Source organism: Turicibacter sp. KK003, assembly GCF_037014675.1.
GTDB lineage: Bacteria > Bacillota_I > Bacilli_A > MOL361 > Turicibacteraceae > Turicibacter > Turicibacter faecis.
The window spans coordinates 114,880-130,264 of the sequence record NZ_CP142738.1 but is presented as its reverse complement, the minus strand read 5'-3'; the positions used below and the strand labels follow the sequence as shown (position 1 = coordinate 130,264).

Sequence of the window (15,385 nt, the reverse complement as noted above, 5' to 3'; positions counted from 1 at the left end):
GATGGGAATGTCACTTTATGATGACTTCCCATCTCTTTTTTATTTTCCTAAAAACTCTTTAACTTTTTGAATTAATTCGTCTTCATTATCAGCTAAGATTGGTTTATTGTTAATAAACACAAACGAACGATCACGACCAGGACCACAATAAGATTGGCATCCTTGATAAATCTTAGCTTTCGGATCAATTTCTTTCAAACGTGGTAATAATGTATTTAAATTAGTTGCCTTACACTTATCGCAAACACGAAACTCGTTTGGCTCTGCAAATAAATCATCTAAATTAAACATCGACTACACCTTCCCCTTTTTATCAATTTTTTTAAAGTGTATCTTCAACGATTTTATAAAAAATCGGGCTTCATGTCAAATAAAACACAAAGCCCGCTTCCCTTATTTTATAATAATGTCTGATTCGCTGTAATAACTGCTGTTTTGTAGACATCCTCTGGTGAACATCCACGTGATAAATCATTCACAGGTTTATTCAATCCTGCTAAAATAGGCCCTACCGCCTCAAACCCACCTAATCGTTGAGCAATTTTATAGCCGATATTTCCAGAATTTAAATCTGGGAAAACAAATACATTCGCTTGTCCTGCTACTTTTGAATCTTTTGCTTTTGTTTTCGCAACGGCAGGAACAAAAGCCGCATCAAACTGTAACTCACCATCATAATCAAAATCAACTTGCATCTCGTCTAACACTTTAACCGCATCCGTCACTTTTTTCGTTTCTTCTGTTTTCGCTGATCCCTTTGTTGAGAAACTTAATAAAGCTACTTTAGGTTCAATATCAAACATACGCGCTACGCGAGCCGATTCCAATGCAAATTCCGCTAAATCATTGCTTGACGGATTTGGATTAATCGCACAATCTGCAAAAATTAAACGCTCATCCCCACGTAACATTGCAAAATATCCAAATGTTTTTCCTATTCCTGGTTTTGTTTTGATGATTTGTAAAGCTGGACGAACTGTATCCCCCGTTGAATGAATCGCCCCTGAAACCAATCCCGCTGCTAAGCCCATATGAACTAACATCGTTCCAAAATAGTTAACATCTAAAACGAGTTCACGCGCCTTTTCTTCTGTTACTTTCCCCTTACGTACCGCGACTAACTCAGCAATCATTTCCTCTAATTTGTCATAATGTTTTGGATCAATAATCTCGCAACCTTCTAATGAATAATGCCCTGCTGCCGACTGCACCTCTTCAATTGACCCAATTAAAACCGGCTTTAACATATTCTCACGTGCAAGTAGGCTCGCTGCTTGAACAACACGTGGTTCATTCCCCTCCGGAAAAACAATGCGAATGTTTTTCCCAATAATTTGATTCTTTAAACTTGTCATGATATCCATTCAATTTACCACCTTTTGATGTTGTGTTAACCCTATTGTACTATTATTCTTAAAAAAATAAAAGGTTAATACCTTTTATTTTTTTAAGAACAATCGTCGTTTTTTGAATAGCAAAATTTTCACTTTCCTATATATAAAAAGGCCCCCTTTTATTGATCCATCAAACTTGAGATAATATATTCTTCCTAACCCCTCAACAACGAACGATGGGTCATCGGATACAACCTCCTTTTCAATTCATCCACTTCCCTCTTGTTTCACTCATTAACTTTTATTTTTTCATCACCTTTATTCATATTTTCTCCTCTGAGGTCGTATGATGAAACGAGAGGTGATTATATGGGAGTTATTCAAGCAACCCAAAAAGACATTGAATTACTTGCTCGACTCATGCGCGCTGAGGCTGAAAGTGACGGAGACATGGGAATGTTACTCGTCGGAAATGTTTGCGTAAATCGGATTTTAGCTAATTGCCACGATTTCAAAAACATTAACACCATTCCATCAATGGTTTATCAATCACCTGGGGGGTTTGAAGCCGTACAATTCGATTACTTTTATCAACGCGCAAGGGATAACGAAATAAGATTGGCTAAAAGGGTCATTAACGGAGAGCGTTTCGAACCCGCAACGACTGCGTTATGGTTTTACGATCCTTTTCAACCATCGTGTCCCGCCCAGTTTTGGGGACAATGGAATTCAGGTCGATATGGAGATCACTGCTTCTACATTCCGCTTGAATCCGAACATTGTTATGACTAATCGTATCTTGAAAGGAGAGACACTATGAATTATTATTATTCTTATCCTTACGGGGGACCCGTTCCAAATCCAAATGATCCATATTGGAGATATCAACAACCAAATCCTATGGGGGCTAATTACACAAACGTAAACCCTAGCACAGTGGAACCACCATTCCCATCTGGAGCACCAATTACGCCTCAAACACCTACAGAGCCAGGTCAAACACCTGCAGCCTCTAGTGGAGTAAGCTATGCAGGATTCGAACTTCCAGTAGGAAATGTCATTTCAATGGCTCAAGGTAGCAGTTATTTCAGTCAAGTTTTAAGACTTAACCGCGGAAAAATGGCTACCGTATACATGACATTTAGCGGAAATGATGCGGCAACTGCGCAACGTAGCTTCTTTGGTGTGATTGAAGCAGCAGGACGCGATCACATTATTTTAAGTGATCCAAATACTGGGCACCGTTTCGTCTTATTAACTGTTTACTTAGATTATGTTGAATTCCCTGAAGAAATCAACTATTACTATCCACAAGATAACACAATCAACATTGTTGATCCTGATTTATTTGAAAAATTCCCATCATTAGGGGCACTTTACAACTATCAAAAACAACAAGATGAACTTTACAAACAAAAATATCCTTACTATAACCAAATGCCTGAAACACAACACGGGTATGGAAATTCTGATCAACACTAAATAAAAAAAGACTCCTTTTGTAGTGAACCCCAAATGTTGAACTTAATATTATGCAGCTAATTGGCTGGTACGAATTCGGTATTTGACTGGACTCATACCAGCCAATTTTCTTTTAATTCGTTTATGATTATAGTAGTAGATATAGTTTTCAATGGCTTCTTTTAACTCCTCATAGGTTTTAAATGTCTTTCCATAGTACATTTCTTGTTTAAGGATTCCAAAGAAGTTTTCCATCGGTGAATTATCTAGACAATTTCCTTTTCGTGACATACTTTGAAAAATTTTATGTGTTTTTAATGCTTTAACCCATTTTTGATGTTGATACTGCCAACCTTGATCGGAATGAAGGGTTATTCTATATTTTGCTTGTTTGAGAATAGGTAGGACCTGATTCAGAGATTCCATGACAAAATTCAAGTCAGGTTTATGGCTCATTGAATAGGACAAAATTTCACCGGTTGCCATGTCCATGATTGGGCTTAAATATAATTTCTTTCCTTCCTGCGTTTTAAACTCAGTCACATCTGTTGTCAATTTCTGATACGGATAAGGGGTATTAAATCGGCGGTTAATTCGATTCTTAGCCACTGTTCCAACAGTTCCTTTATACGAACGATATTTACGTGATTTATGACTAAACTTAACGCAAATAATTCCACGCTTTTTCATCAGACGATAGACTTTCTTATGGTTAACCCGATGACCTCGATGATGAAGCTCATCTGTGATTCGACGATAACCATAATTCTCATCATTTTCTTTAAAAATGCTTAAAATAAGATTTTCAAGTTCTTGATCTGGATTCTCTTGCGCCATCTTTTTAACCCAATAATGATAGGTTGATTTAGGAAATTTTGTGACCTTTAAAATATCACTTAATTTAAAATTAGCCGTTAATTCTTGGATGATTCTTGTCTCGATTTGATTCTTTGGTTCCATGGCGTAATCCCATGGGCGTGACACTTTTTTAAGTATTCATTCTCAATTCTGAGTAATTTAATTTCTTCTTCTAATTGTTGTTCACGTGTTAAAGTTTTCGGTTGTTTAGATGCTTTTAATTTTGGCATAGGGCTTTGAGACCTTCCTTTCGGTTTAAGTAATGCCTCTACACCGCCTTTTAGAAACGTTGCATTCCAATTCGCAATCGTTCCTATATCTGATATTCCAAAATGAATAGCAGTTTGGCTATATGAAGCACCTGTTGTCTTGATATAGTTTAATACATTTAATTTAAATTCTCCAGTATATACTTGTTTTTCTTTTGGTTGTAATCCGTTTTTTCCTTCTTGTTTATACTGTCTAACCCATGTTTCAATTTGTGATTGACTTGGAATCTGATATTTCTTAGCAAGCGATCGATAACCTAAAGTCCCTTGTAAATATTCATTAACAATCCTTAATTTGAATTCTGGACTATATTTAGCCATAGAAAAAACACCCCTAACGTTAGATTTTTTAGTCTAACATTTGGGGTGCACATCATTTTAAAAAGGAGTCCTTTTTTTATTTAGTTAAGGTCCAATCAATAGGGTGAATCCCTTTAGAAACTAAGAATTCATTAGTTTTTGAAAAGGGGGCACTTCCGAAGAATCCACGATGCGCCGACAATGGAGAAGGATGAACCGATTCTAGCACTAAATGCTTCCTTTGATCGATTAATCTTTTTTTACTCCGTGCATGATTTCCCCATAAAATAAAAACAATAGGGGCATCCTTCTCATTCAAACAACTTAGAATATGGTCTGTAAACCTTTCCCACCCCATCGAAGCATGGGACATCGGTTGGCCTGATCTAACCGTTAAGGTTGAATTAAGCAATAAAACCCCCTCTCTTGCCCATTTACTTAAATCTCCGCTCGTTGGATAAGAACACTTGATATCCGAAACCAACTCCGTAAAAATATTTCGAAGTGAAGGTGGAATTTTTGTTGTTTCTGTTACGGAAAAACTAAGACCATTTGCCTGATTCTCACCGTGATACGGATCCTGACCTAAAATCACAACCTTCACTGCTGAATAAGGGGTGAGTTCAAATGCCCTAAACACAGACTTTTTAGGTGGATAAACAGTCTCAATTTCATATTGTTCGTGTAGCTTAGAAAAAAGCTCCTTCATATACGGCTTTTCAAATTCTCGTTCTAAAATAGGTGCCCAATCATTATGGATAAACAATTAAATCACTCCTTTCATTAAAAAAGCACTAAAGTAAAATAACTATAGCCAACACTAAAATACCATAAACTAACAGACAAACATCACGCATCCTAAACTGTAATCGATAAATAGATGTCCGTTGCTCACCTACAACATATCCACGACACTCCATAGCCTCAATCATCATCATTAGGCGTTTAACCGTATTTGAAATAGCAGGTATAATAATGGATAACAACTTTTTAAATTTATCTTGTAACCTTAATTCACTAAAGTCTAGACCCCGTGATTGCTGAGCATTATAAATCAACTTAACTTCCTCTAAAATCATTGGAATTAAACGGATAGAAAGCCCTGCCATAAAGGCAAATCGCTCAATCGATGGGCTTTTAAATAATGTCCTCACACCGGCCACGATTTCCCCCGGTGACGTTGTAAAAGTTAACAAAGCACCCAGAATAACAAATAACATCATCTTAGTAACATAAAACGCTCCTATCCACAATCCGTCTAGACTGACACGAAAGATTCCGATCTTCAATAAAAAGGTGGTGCCCTCCGTTAAAGTAAAGAACATCAAAAAAAAGAAATACATATATTTTAGAAACATCGCTTGTCTTAAATAAAACGAAAAAGGAATTTTACTAAGACAAAGTAAAGAAAAGGTAAAAAGCGTGACACATAATAGCTGTTCCCAATTGACAGTACAAATAATCATTAGGAGATTAAGCACCATCATCACTAATTTCGATCTAGGATCAAACGCATGGTAAACGGAAGAACCGTCAATATATCGACCAAGCCACAGTTTTTTCATCATAATTCCCTATACTTCCTGTAATTTATAATGTTTTTTGAATAATTCAAATTCATTCAATCGTGGCATGACGAGTTTGGCAACAATCCCAACAACTATTCCCGTCACTGCACCAAGAGGTAATAAAAACATCATGTAATAAGCGACCGCATTGGTTTTAATTAAAATCATTGCCACGATAATTTGACCAATATTATGCATCACGCCCCCTAAAACACTAATCCCTAATAAACTTATTTTGTCCTTCAATAATTTAAAAGCCGTCATCATCGTTGCATAACTTAACAACGCACCGACAAACCCATAAGCAAACATCGAAAATGTTCCAAGCAGTAGTGTTGTTAAAAAGGTTTTTAAGATAATGACAGTTAGCATATCTTTTCCATCTAAATAATATAAACCAATCACAATCATAATATTCGCCAACCCTAATTTAGCACCTGGAATGGGCAATCTAACCGGGATCATCGCCTCAATAATCCCCAAAACAATGGCCAAGGATCCAATTAAAATAATAAGCATCATCTTTTCTAAGTTTTCACGATTCCTTTTTTGATTCATTGGTTAAACCCCTCCTACTTAACTTCGTCTCTATTATATCATGAGCGGAAGACTCAAATCCCCCTTTTGTTGACAAAATGTTAGCACTTTAAAAATTAATTGAGTTTTGATAAAATTAGGTCGTAATCATATAATAACTAATTTAACATTCCTTTTAAGTTCTCACTTTTGGGGGACTCATCACGTCCCATCATAAAGATGAACTTCATGGGTTGACTGGAGGCATAAACATGCAAAAATGTATCTTCTGTAAAATTAGCAACAAGGAAATTCCCGGACATATTATTTTTGAAAATGAACACGTGTTGGCTTTCCTCGATATTTCTCAAACAACACTCGGTCATACATTGGTGATTCCAAAAAAACACGTTGAAGATGTTTTCTCAATGACTGAAGAAGATATGACTCACGTCTTTTCAATTATCCCTAAACTAGCGACTGCTCTTAAAAAAACATTTCATGCAGACGGAATGAATATTGTAAATAACAATAAGCCCGTAGCGGGACAAACGGTCTTTCATTACCATGTCCACCTCATTCCAAGATACTCATTTGAAGATTCTTTCAATGTTCATTATGTCAATAATGCAGCGTTATATACACCTGATTCACTTTCTGAATTAAAAGAAGAGATTATTTCTAACCTTTAATCTTTCTAAATTTTGTATACGATGTCCAATCCTTGGAATACTAAGGTTATCCTTATTAGAAACGGTGGATTAGACATGATTAAAGACGTAATAAATGAAATCACGCAACAACTTAAGCAAGTAAACATCACCCATATTAGCGTTAACCGTGCCCCACTTCAACGTCTCTATCAGACATTAGAGACCCACGCTATCATCCCGGAAAATTATTTTTCTTACTTCGTTTCCTATGGACTTCTTTTTCTTCATTTAGATACCCATCAAAAGTTGAAGGAAAACTCTGATGATCGGCAATGTAAAAAAATTATTTTGTACGGTGATTTATTCTATAGCCTATATTACGACTATACCATTCGCCACGCCTTCCCGTTGATTAAAAATAATATTTTTCAACATCTAAAAAACTATGAAATCACATCGATGACACACAGTGGCGCGGATAAAGTTTTAAACGGATGGGTTCGCATCATCGCAGAGGAGGAGGGGTATGATGGGATATCTAACTAAATTCGGATATGATGAACGTTATTTTAACGACCTTCTCATCCAAACGATTGCGGAAGATCCTGTATTAGAAAAAGAAGATGACCTAAAGACTTCCCTTTGCGAACTTATCGCCAACGGAGGGAAACGGATTCGCCCTCTCTTTTTATTAATGGCAACCGAGTTGGGAGATAAAATTTCTAAAGAAGATCGCTACTTAGCTGCAGTTGCCATTGAACTTCTGCACCTTTCCTCTCTTATTCACGATGATATCATTGATCATTCATCTGTAAGACACAATGTCCTTACTCTTCATGAACGTTATAATAAAACAATAGCGCTCAAATTAGGAAATTATACACTAAATAGAAGCCTTGAACTTTTCGCTTCATTTCCTTTCCCCCCCCTCCACTTGCAACTTGCGGATACAATGAAACAATTATGCCTGGGGGAGCTTCAACAACAAGATAATCTCTTTAACTTTAACCTCTCATTAGAAGACTATATCAAAAAAAGTGATCAAAAAACGGGAACCTTAATTTCGGCTAGCCTAGTGATTGGGGGAATACTTGCCCATGCTAACGAGGAAAAGTTAGATGAATTAAAAAAACTGGGAAGTTCTATCGGAATAGCTTATCAAATAAAGGATGACATTTTAGATTTCAGTGGTGATTCTCCCCGTCTTGGAAAACCCGTCGGTCACGACTTAAAAGAGGGTGTTGTGACTCTACCGACGATTTTCGCCTTAGAAGATGATCTTCTCAAAGATGATTTATCTCAAATTTATCAACAATGTAATTGGGATACTCCACTTCTTGATCTTCTTTGCCAACGCATCAGTCATGGAGAATCAATCAAAAAATCGGAGGAACTATGCCAAACTTATATTAATATTACCCGGTCTATCGCGAAGAACTTTCCGCTTTTACAACCAAAAATAAACCATTTAATTAGCTTAATTTTTAATTAACACGAAGGGAGAGCTTTATGAGTAATTATAAAATGATTGTTTTAGACTTAGACGGGACGCTTATGTCTTCAAAAAACGAAATTTCGCCCAAAACAAAGGAAGCCTTATTAAAGGCACAAGAACAAGGTGTCATGATTGTACTTGCCTCAGGTCGTCCAACTTACGGAATGACAAAAGCCGCAAAAGAATTACGTCTTGATCAATACCCTGGTTACATTTTATCTTACAATGGTGGGCGTATTATCGAATCTCATAGTAATGAAATGATTTACGATAAGTCACTTACACCTGAAATTTGTCATGAATTATACGACTTAGCCCGCGAGATGAATGTCAATATTATGGCCTATGAAGATGCCGCTATTGTTACGGCTGATAATGATCAATATATTCAAAAGGAAGCCAATATCAACGGGATGCCTATTAATCGTGTAGAAAATTTCAAAGATTCTGTAACTTTTAATTCTGTAAAATGCTTATGTACAGCTGATCCTGAATATTTAGAAAAAGTTGAAATCAAAATGAAGGAACGTTTAGGAGAACGTCTAAGCATCACTCGCTCTTTACCATTTTTCTTAGAGTTTATGCCTCAAAATATTAATAAAGCCTACTCTTTACAAAAACTTTTAGATCACGTAGGACTCGATCAATCTCAACTCATCGCTTGCGGTGATGGATACAACGATTTATCAATGATAGACTTTGCGGGACTTGGTGTGGCAATGGGAAATGCCGTATCTGAAGTAAAGAAAGCCGCCAACTATATCACCTCAACTAATGATGAGGATGGAATTGCCCACGTCATTGAAAAATTTATTTTTACTGCTTAACAGGCGGCCCTTGGGCTACCTGTTTTTTTTATTTCATAAAAACTAAAGATAGCTCTACTAATTGGTTAATCTACGCTCATCAAGTAAGCCCCTTTTTACGATGCAAAAAAACAGGCCTCTAAAAGGAGGCCTGTTCTAAAAGCTTTAAATTGCTTTACCTAGAATCTCTTCGGCATGTTTTACAAGTTCATCACTTGGAGGAAGTTGTCCTGTTAAGGGATAATCATACCCCAATTGTTTCCACTTGTATTCACCCATTGTGTGATAAGGTAAAACTTCAATTTTTTCAACGGTTTTCAGAGTTTTAATATATGCGGCAGTGTTTTCTAAGTCTTCTTCATCATCGGTCAATCCTGGTACTAGTACCCGGCGAATCCACATAGGAACCCCGGCTTCAGATACTAAGCGACCAAATTCAAGTATGTGTGTGTTATCTTTTCCTGTTAACTCTTTGTGTTTCTTAGCGTCGAACATTTTAATATCAAGCATTAGCATATCAGTAACAGCTAATAACTCTTTTAATTGTTGCTGGCGTTCTGGTGTATTAAACTTTAGATCACCAGAAGTATCGATGTTAGTATGAATTCCATGTTTTTTACACTCTTTAAATAGTTCAGTTACAAACTCCATCTGCAGTAAAGGTTCCCCGCCACTCACTGTGATTCCTCCACCTGAGGCGTCAAAAAACTCTTTATATTTCACTAATTCAGAAATGATTTCAGAAATTTCCGTTAATTTTCCGTCTTTCATTTTCCATGAATCAGGATTATGGCAGTATGCGCATCGCAGTCCACACCCCTGAACAAAGACGATGAATCTTAGTCCTGGTCCATCAACTGTCCCGAACGATTCTACCGAGTGTACATATCCATTCATACTATCACCTTATCTTCCCTTTTCCCAATTACATTTTTTCGTGCATTGTACGATTAATAACATCTAATTGTTGAGCACGTGTTAACTTAATAAAGTTTACAGCGTATCCTGATACACGAATTGTTAATTGTGGATATTTTTCAGGATGTTCCATCGCGTCTAATAAAGTATCACGGTTAAATACGTTGATATTTAAGTGATGACCTTTTTTAGCCACGTACGCATCCATAATCGCTACTAAGTTTTTATTACGTTCTGCATCTGTACGTCCTAAAGATTTAGGCACTAATGAGAATGTATTAGAAATTCCATCTTGTGCTGATTCAAATGGTAATTTAGCTACTGATGACATTGAAGCAATTGCTCCGTGAGAATCACGTCCGTGCATAGGATTCGCACCTGGTGCAAATGGTTCTCCCTCTTTACGACCACATGGAGTTGTTCCTGTTTTCTTACCGTAAACAACGTTCGATGTAATCGTTAAAATTGATTGAGTTTGTAATTTAGCACGGTATGGTTTATGTTTGCGAATTTTTGTCATAAAGGCTGACATAACATCTACAGCAATTTGGTCTACACGATCATCGTTATTTCCGTATTTAGGGAAGTCTCCTTCTACTTCGAAGTCTACTGCAATCCCAAATTCATCACGGATTGGTTTAACTTTAGCGTATTTAATCGCTGATAATGAATCTGCTACTACTGATAATCCGGCGATACCAGTTGCCGAAACACGTTCTGCATCTGTATCGTGTAACGCCATTTCGATACGTTCATAACTATATTTATCATGCATATAGTGGATGATATTTAATGTATTTACGTATAAATCAGCTAACCATTCCATCACTTCATCGTAACGTTCCATTACTTTATTATAATCTAAAACTTCATCAGTGATTGGAGCCCAATGTGGACCAACTTGCACTTTTGATTTTTCGTCTTTTCCACCGTTGATCGCATATAATAATGCTTTAGCTAAGTTTGCACGTGCACCGAAGAATTGTAATTGTTTACCTACTTTCATTGGTGATACACAGCAAGCGATCGCATAGTCATCACCATAGATTGGACGCATAATATCATCATTTTCATACTGAATTGCTGATGTTTTAATTGACATTTTTGCACAGTATTCTTTGAATCCTTGAGGTAATTGAGTTGACCATAATACCGTTAAGTTTGGTTCTGGTGCTGGCCCTAAATTATCTAATGTATGTAACACACGGAATGAGTTTTTCGTTACTAATGGGAATCCATTCGTTGACATACCTGCGATTGACTCAGTTACCCATGTTGGATCTCCTGAGAATAATTCATTATAATCAGGTGTACGAGAGAATTTTACAAGACGTAATTTCATAACGAAATGGTCCATCATTTCTTGTGCTTCCTCTTCTGTAATCACACCATTTTGTAAATCACGCTCAATATAGATATCTAAGAATGTAGACGTACGCCCTAAAGACATCGCTGCACCGTTTTGTTCTTTAATCGCTGCTAAGTATCCAAAGTATAACCATTGGATTGCTTCTTTAGCTGTTGTCGCAGGTTTTGAAATATCAAATCCGTGTTTAGCAGCCATTTGTTTTAATTCATTTAAAGCACGGTATTGTTCTGAAATTTCCTCACGTAAACGGATATTTTCTTCGTCCATAATACGTGACGTATTATTATGATCTTTTAATTTTTCTGCCATTAAACGGTCAATTCCGTATAAAGCTACACGACGATAATCCCCGATGATACGTCCACGTCCATAAGCATCAGGTAATCCTGTAATAACCCCTGATTTACGTGCTGCACGCATTTCTGGCGTATAAGCATCAAAAACACCTTGATTGTGAGTTTTTCTATACTCTGTAAAGATATGAGAAACTTCCTCATCTACATGATATCCGTAAGACTGTGCTGCTTTTTCTGCCATACGAATTCCACCAAATGGTTGTAATGAACGTTTAAATGGTTTATCTGTTTGGAATCCAACAATTTTTTCTAAATCTTTGTTTAAATATCCTGGTTCATGAGAAGTAATGGTAGAAACGATTTTTGTATCTAAGTCTAAAACTCCCCCAGCTTCACGTTCAGCCTTAGTTAATTCCATTACTTGTTCCCATAATTTTGTTGTTGCCTCAGTTGGTCCTGCTAAGAAAGAGTCGTCCCCCTCATAAACAGTGATGTTTTGATTAATGAAATCACGCACATCAATTTTTTCTTGCCAGTCAGTACCTTTAAAGCCTTGCCAAGCTTCCATAGATAATTCCTCCTTATAGTTCGCACTAGAACCGCTCTCTGAAATTTCAAATCTCATTAACACACACTCATTTTACAACGAGACTTGACCTTTTGTAAAGGGTTTTCATTATACGGATATAACATTTGTTAACATCTATCAAACGTTATAACGTATATATCTTTTTTACACTCTTATTATATTGCCCTAATTGGAAAAAATCAACTTAAACGCACGATTTTTTTTATTTTTTTCTTCTTACACTTAGGAATCCTTTTTTCAACAGGACTCTACTTAGTTATCCATAGAAATCCAATTAATCCTGCTCATAATTCACGCTATATATAATAAGGATATACTTAATTAAAAAAGATGGCGTGCATCCCCAATAAAATAACCATTAATCCCCCTAAGATATTAGCCTTATTTCCAATGAGAGATCCTAGTTTTTTTCCGAATGTCAATCCAATATACGAAAGAAATAAAGCAACAAAGGAAACACATAAAACGGCTACTATAAAGAAATCATAAATCAATCCGTATGTAATTCCAGCGGCTAAGGCATCAATACTCGTTACAATACCAAAAGCTGCTATAACTTTAAATGATAACTGTTTCCCTTGACTCAACTTTTTCTCACTTACCTCAATATACCCTTCGCCCGATTTATCTAGTGCCTCCTTTATCATTCGAACACCGAGCACAATTAAAATTGCACCTGCAATTAGGTGATTATAAACCGTCACCTCACCACTGACAAATCGTAACGAAAGTAGACCTAGTATGAATAACAGGCCCTGAAAAAAGCCAAATGTTCCTGCTATTTTCAAGCGATTTCCCCATCGATGGGCCATGCCATCCATTCCAAGTGTCACTGATACCGCAAAAGCATCCATGGCAAGGGCAATAGACATAAGCATAACGATTACTAAATAGTTGTTCAACGACTTTCACCCCAATTTTAGTTTAAATTTATCTTTATATCATATCGAAGCTCTAGCCAATATATGCTTAAAACTTTCTTCGTTTAACTGTTTCATCAATTTTTACTAAATGGTGCCTTGACTTTCCATTATTTACATCTAAAATAAGTACTACATGCAATTTGAAAAAGGATTAATCGTTGAAAAATCAGATTTATTTAACTGATCCGTCTCACAAAAAGACTAACGATTGTGGTGAATCTACTGTCACCACTGAGATAAATTTCTTTTTCTCGGGAAGTCATTTCCTAAAACAAAGAACCGTATCCTAGTATTCATCACACACAACTCAAAAAAAGGGGGGAAACTTTTGATTACTTTAACGAATGTTCAAAAAACTTTTACTGTGAACGACACGACTATTAAAGCTGTCAACAACGTTAATTTATCCATAAGAAAGGGAGAAATTTTTGGAATTATCGGATATAGCGGAGCGGGAAAAAGCACATTAATCCGAATGCTCAATCTACTTGAGCGTCCAACAGGCGGGACAATCCTTATCGACGGGCAAGACTTAACTCAAATCTCTGCAAAGGAGCTACGACTCGCTCGCCAAGAAATTGGGATGGTTTTTCAACATTTCAACCTCCTATGGTCTCGGACCGTGTTTGAAAATATTGCTTTTTCATTAGAAATTGCAGGCGTTAAAAAGGCAAAAATCAAAGAACGTGTCACCGAATTGATCGAATTAGTCGGATTAAGCGGGAAAGAACATAACTATCCTAACCAGTTGAGTGGTGGTCAAAAGCAACGCGTTGGAATCGCGCGAGCTTTAGCCAACAATCCACATGTTTTACTTTGTGACGAGGCCACATCGGCACTCGATCCACAAACAACAGATGAAATTTTAGATCTTCTCGTTCAAATTAATAAAAAATATCAACTAACTATTGTGCTTATTACACATGAGATGCACGTGATTCATAAAATTTGTCATCGTGTTGCTATCATGGAAAATGGAAATATTGTTGAACAGGGTGACGTCCTAGATATTTTCTCTTCTCCGAAACATTCCGTAACCCAGCGATTTGTAAAGCAAATTTCCCATGAAGATAACTCCCTCAAAACGGCTCGTCATCTCGCACATGAGTTTCCAAATGGAAAAGTGGTCCTACTCAAATTTTTAAAGGAGAAAGCGGAACAGCCCTTTATCACGAATATCATTCGTAACTTCAAAGTTGATATTAACATTATTCAAGGTAAAATTTTGCATACCCAAGAGGGAGGCTATGGATCTTTATACATTCATTTAACGGGAAGCGAAATTAATCCTGCCCTAGACTATTTAACACGGGAAGGTGTAGAAATCGAGGTGATGACTTAATGATTTTATCAGTATTACCCCATGTTAATTGGGATAAGATGCTATCGGCAACTATTGAAACATTATATATGACACTCGTTGCCTCAGTATTTAGTTTCTTATTAGGAATCGGTCTTGGACTTATCCTATTTCTAACGGGGCCTGGGCAACTGTTAGAAAACAAATGGATTCATCGATTTTTTTCGGCATTCGTTAATATCTTTCGATCAATTCCGTTTGTCATTTTAATTATCCTTTTATTAGATTTCACTAAATTACTAGTTGGAACGATGCTTGGGCCAAATGCCGCTTTGCCCGCCCTTATTATCGGAAGCGCCCCGTTTTATGGACGTCTCGTTGAAATAGCGTTCAGAGAAATCGATAAAGGCGTGATTGAGGCATCACTTTCTATGGGAGCCTCGATAGGCACAATAATCAAAAAGGTTCTGATCCCTGAAAGCTTACCGGCTCTAGTTTCTGGGATTACAGTCACAACCATTTCACTCGTCGGTTACACGGCAATGGCAGGTGTTATCGGAGCCGGTGGGCTTGGAAATCTTGCCTATTTAGAGGGATTTCAACGTCACCGATTTGATGTCGTTATTGTCGCAACCATCATTATCTTGCTTATTGTTTTTGTGATTCAATGGATTGGGGACACTTGTTCTCATTACCTCGATAAACGTTAAAAAATTAATTCTTTTGTTAA

At 36.7% G+C, this 15,385-nt stretch carries 18 protein-coding genes; 8 read left to right on the top strand and 10 right to left on the bottom strand.

Going from position 1 to position 15,385, the window contains the following annotated elements:
• Positions 1-39: 39 nt before the first annotated feature.
• Complete coding sequence (locus VXM77_RS00635; RefSeq protein WP_161832407.1) at positions 40-291, bottom strand: DUF1450 domain-containing protein; 252 nt, start codon at positions 289-291, stop codon at positions 40-42.
• A 107-nt stretch (positions 292-398) separates the two neighbouring features.
• Positions 399-1,364 (bottom strand): phosphate acetyltransferase, encoded by a 966-nt coding sequence (gene pta, locus VXM77_RS00630; protein ID WP_161832408.1) that lies wholly within the window; start codon positions 1,362-1,364, stop codon positions 399-401.
• 339 nt (positions 1,365-1,703) lie between these two features.
• Between pta and VXM77_RS00625 the strand changes: the two genes are divergently transcribed.
• Together VXM77_RS00625 and gerQ are read left to right on the top strand one after the other, a co-directional pair.
• A complete protein-coding gene (locus tag VXM77_RS00625; RefSeq protein WP_161832409.1) occupies positions 1,704-2,126 on the top strand; it encodes a cell wall hydrolase in 423 nt (140 codons plus the stop codon).
• A 24-nt stretch (positions 2,127-2,150) separates the two neighbouring features.
• A complete protein-coding gene (gerQ, locus tag VXM77_RS00620) occupies positions 2,151-2,816 on the top strand; it encodes a spore coat protein GerQ (protein ID WP_161832410.1) in 666 nt (221 codons plus the stop codon).
• 48 nt (positions 2,817-2,864) lie between these two features.
• Here gerQ and VXM77_RS00615 read toward each other — a convergent pair whose 3' ends face one another.
• The 5 genes from VXM77_RS00615 to VXM77_RS00595 form a co-directional block, all read right to left on the bottom strand.
• On the bottom strand, positions 2,865-3,755 hold the full coding sequence (locus VXM77_RS00615; RefSeq protein WP_161832944.1) for an IS3 family transposase: 891 nt from the start codon (positions 3,753-3,755) through the stop codon (positions 2,865-2,867).
• On the bottom strand, positions 3,710-4,243 hold the full coding sequence (locus tag VXM77_RS00610; protein ID WP_161832943.1) for a helix-turn-helix domain-containing protein: 534 nt from the start codon (positions 4,241-4,243) through the stop codon (positions 3,710-3,712). The genes VXM77_RS00615 and VXM77_RS00610 overlap by 46 nt, the downstream gene beginning before the upstream one ends.
• Positions 4,244-4,319: 76 nt before the next feature.
• Complete coding sequence (locus tag VXM77_RS00605; RefSeq protein WP_338506614.1) at positions 4,320-4,988, bottom strand: uracil-DNA glycosylase; 669 nt, start codon at positions 4,986-4,988, stop codon at positions 4,320-4,322.
• Between the two features lie 28 nt (positions 4,989-5,016).
• A complete protein-coding gene (locus VXM77_RS00600; protein ID WP_237658959.1) occupies positions 5,017-5,790 on the bottom strand; it encodes an energy-coupling factor transporter transmembrane component T in 774 nt (257 codons plus the stop codon).
• A 6-nt stretch (positions 5,791-5,796) separates the two neighbouring features.
• The gene (locus VXM77_RS00595; protein ID WP_161832412.1) at positions 5,797-6,348 is read right to left on the bottom strand and encodes a Gx transporter family protein; all 552 of its coding nucleotides are present in this window, start codon (positions 6,346-6,348) and stop codon (positions 5,797-5,799) included.
• Between the two features lie 230 nt (positions 6,349-6,578).
• On the opposite strand from VXM77_RS00595, the gene VXM77_RS00590 reads away from it, so the two are divergent.
• From VXM77_RS00590 to VXM77_RS00575, 4 genes are all read left to right on the top strand, one after another.
• Entirely contained in the window at positions 6,579-6,998 is a 420-nt protein-coding gene (locus tag VXM77_RS00590) for an HIT family protein (protein WP_161832413.1), read from the top strand.
• 75 nt (positions 6,999-7,073) lie between these two features.
• Positions 7,074-7,505: a hypothetical protein gene (locus VXM77_RS00585; RefSeq protein WP_338506609.1), complete on the top strand. Its 432-nt coding sequence runs from the start codon at positions 7,074-7,076 to the stop codon at positions 7,503-7,505.
• Positions 7,486-8,451 carry a polyprenyl synthetase family protein gene (locus VXM77_RS00580; RefSeq protein WP_237658960.1) on the top strand — a complete coding sequence of 322 codons (966 nt, stop codon included), beginning with the start codon at positions 7,486-7,488 and terminating at the stop codon, positions 8,449-8,451. Before VXM77_RS00585 ends, VXM77_RS00580 begins: the two co-directional genes overlap by 20 nt.
• A 17-nt stretch (positions 8,452-8,468) precedes the next feature.
• On the top strand, positions 8,469-9,281 hold the full coding sequence (locus tag VXM77_RS00575; RefSeq protein WP_161832415.1) for a Cof-type HAD-IIB family hydrolase: 813 nt from the start codon (positions 8,469-8,471) through the stop codon (positions 9,279-9,281).
• Positions 9,282-9,425: 144 nt separating this feature from the next.
• Here the strand turns inward: VXM77_RS00575 and pflA are convergent, their stop codons facing one another.
• From pflA to VXM77_RS00560, 3 genes are all read right to left on the bottom strand, one after another.
• Entirely contained in the window at positions 9,426-10,157 is a 732-nt protein-coding gene (gene pflA / locus VXM77_RS00570; RefSeq protein ID WP_161832416.1) for a pyruvate formate-lyase-activating protein, read from the bottom strand.
• A gap of 28 nt (positions 10,158-10,185) precedes the next feature.
• On the bottom strand, positions 10,186-12,411 hold the full coding sequence (gene pflB, locus VXM77_RS00565) for a formate C-acetyltransferase (RefSeq protein WP_161832417.1): 2,226 nt from the start codon (positions 12,409-12,411) through the stop codon (positions 10,186-10,188).
• 338 nt (positions 12,412-12,749) lie between these two features.
• A complete protein-coding gene (locus VXM77_RS00560; RefSeq protein WP_237658961.1) occupies positions 12,750-13,334 on the bottom strand; it encodes a manganese efflux pump in 585 nt (194 codons plus the stop codon).
• A 349-nt stretch (positions 13,335-13,683) separates the two neighbouring features.
• Here VXM77_RS00560 and VXM77_RS00555 point away from each other — a divergent pair, with 349 nt between their 5' ends.
• Complete coding sequence (locus VXM77_RS00555) at positions 13,684-14,697, top strand: ATP-binding cassette domain-containing protein (protein ID WP_262951158.1); 1,014 nt, start codon at positions 13,684-13,686, stop codon at positions 14,695-14,697.
• Positions 14,697-15,365, top strand: coding sequence for a methionine ABC transporter permease (locus VXM77_RS00550; RefSeq protein ID WP_338506604.1), 669 nt, complete (start codon positions 14,697-14,699; stop codon positions 15,363-15,365). Before VXM77_RS00555 ends, VXM77_RS00550 begins: the two co-directional genes overlap by 1 nt.
• The last annotated feature ends 20 nt before the right edge of the window (positions 15,366-15,385 follow it).

Bases quoted from the DNA above. Each gene is read 5' to 3' on its own strand.
- VXM77_RS00615 (WP_161832944.1), bottom strand. From the start codon at position 3,755: ATGGAACCAAAGAATCAAATCGAGACAAGAATCATCCAAGAATTAACG.
- pflA (WP_161832416.1), bottom strand. From the start codon at position 10,157: ATGAATGGATATGTACACTCGGTAGAATCGTTCGGGACAGTTGATGGA.
- VXM77_RS00595 (WP_161832412.1), bottom strand. From the start codon at position 6,348: ATGAATCAAAAAAGGAATCGTGAAAACTTAGAAAAGATGATGCTTATT.
- VXM77_RS00600 (WP_237658959.1), bottom strand. From the start codon at position 5,790: ATGATGAAAAAACTGTGGCTTGGTCGATATATTGACGGTTCTTCCGTT.
- gerQ (WP_161832410.1), top strand. From the start codon at position 2,151: ATGAATTATTATTATTCTTATCCTTACGGGGGACCCGTTCCAAATCCA.
- pflB (WP_161832417.1), bottom strand. From the start codon at position 12,411: ATGGAAGCTTGGCAAGGCTTTAAAGGTACTGACTGGCAAGAAAAAATT.
- VXM77_RS00625 (WP_161832409.1), top strand. From the start codon at position 1,704: ATGGGAGTTATTCAAGCAACCCAAAAAGACATTGAATTACTTGCTCGA.
- pta (WP_161832408.1), bottom strand. From the start codon at position 1,364: ATGGATATCATGACAAGTTTAAAGAATCAAATTATTGGGAAAAACATT.
- VXM77_RS00610 (WP_161832943.1), bottom strand. From the start codon at position 4,243: ATGGCTAAATATAGTCCAGAATTCAAATTAAGGATTGTTAATGAATAT.
- VXM77_RS00635 (WP_161832407.1), bottom strand. From the start codon at position 291: ATGTTTAATTTAGATGATTTATTTGCAGAGCCAAACGAGTTTCGTGTT.
- VXM77_RS00575 (WP_161832415.1), top strand. From the start codon at position 8,469: ATGAGTAATTATAAAATGATTGTTTTAGACTTAGACGGGACGCTTATG.
- VXM77_RS00585 (WP_338506609.1), top strand. From the start codon at position 7,074: ATGATTAAAGACGTAATAAATGAAATCACGCAACAACTTAAGCAAGTA.
- VXM77_RS00550 (WP_338506604.1), top strand. From the start codon at position 14,697: ATGATTTTATCAGTATTACCCCATGTTAATTGGGATAAGATGCTATCG.
- VXM77_RS00590 (WP_161832413.1), top strand. From the start codon at position 6,579: ATGCAAAAATGTATCTTCTGTAAAATTAGCAACAAGGAAATTCCCGGA.
- VXM77_RS00580 (WP_237658960.1), top strand. From the start codon at position 7,486: ATGATGGGATATCTAACTAAATTCGGATATGATGAACGTTATTTTAAC.